We start from the raw sequence: 572 nt of genomic DNA on the forward strand, positions 1-572 counted from the left end.
CCGCAAGAAGACCCTGGTTGCCACGCTGCTGATCATGGGCCTGTCAACCGTGTGTGTTGGCCTGGTCCCCAGCTCCGGGGCGATCGGTGCGGCAGCGCCGCTGATCTTGGTCGCGCTTCGGCTGTTGCAGGGGTTCGCCGTCGGCGGCGAATGGGCGGGCTCGGCCTTGCTCAGTGTCGAATACGCGCCGGCCGGCCAGCGCGGCCGCTACGGCGTGTTCACCTTGATGGGTGGCGGCATCGCGGGCGTGCTGAGCAGCGCAACCTTTCTCGGGGTGAATTTCACCATCGGCGAAGGCAGTCCGGCGTTTCTGCAGTGGGGGTGGCGGGTGCCGTTCCTGCTCAGCGCCGTGTTGGTCGCGCTCGCGCTGTATGTGCGCCTGAACATCGAGGAGACCCCGGTGTTCGCGGAGGAGAAGGCGCGTGAGCTGATACCCCAAACCCCGCTCGCAGAGCTGATGCGGTTGCAACGCCGTGAGATCGCGCTGGCCGCGGGCAGCATCCTCGGCGCATTGGGGTTCATCTACATGGCCCACACCTATCTGGCGATGTACGCGCACTCCCAACTGGGGT

1 protein-coding gene is annotated in these 572 nt (G+C 66.6%); it reads left to right on the forward strand.

What is annotated here, in order from left to right; all coding sequences use genetic code 11:
• Positions 1 to 572 (forward strand): MFS transporter (locus tag KHA85_RS16555; protein ID WP_213186636.1); only part of this gene is annotated, 572 nt, incomplete at both ends.

The organism is Dietzia massiliensis (assembly GCF_018390595.1).
Classification (GTDB): Bacteria; Actinomycetota; Actinomycetes; order Mycobacteriales; family Mycobacteriaceae; genus Dietzia; species Dietzia massiliensis.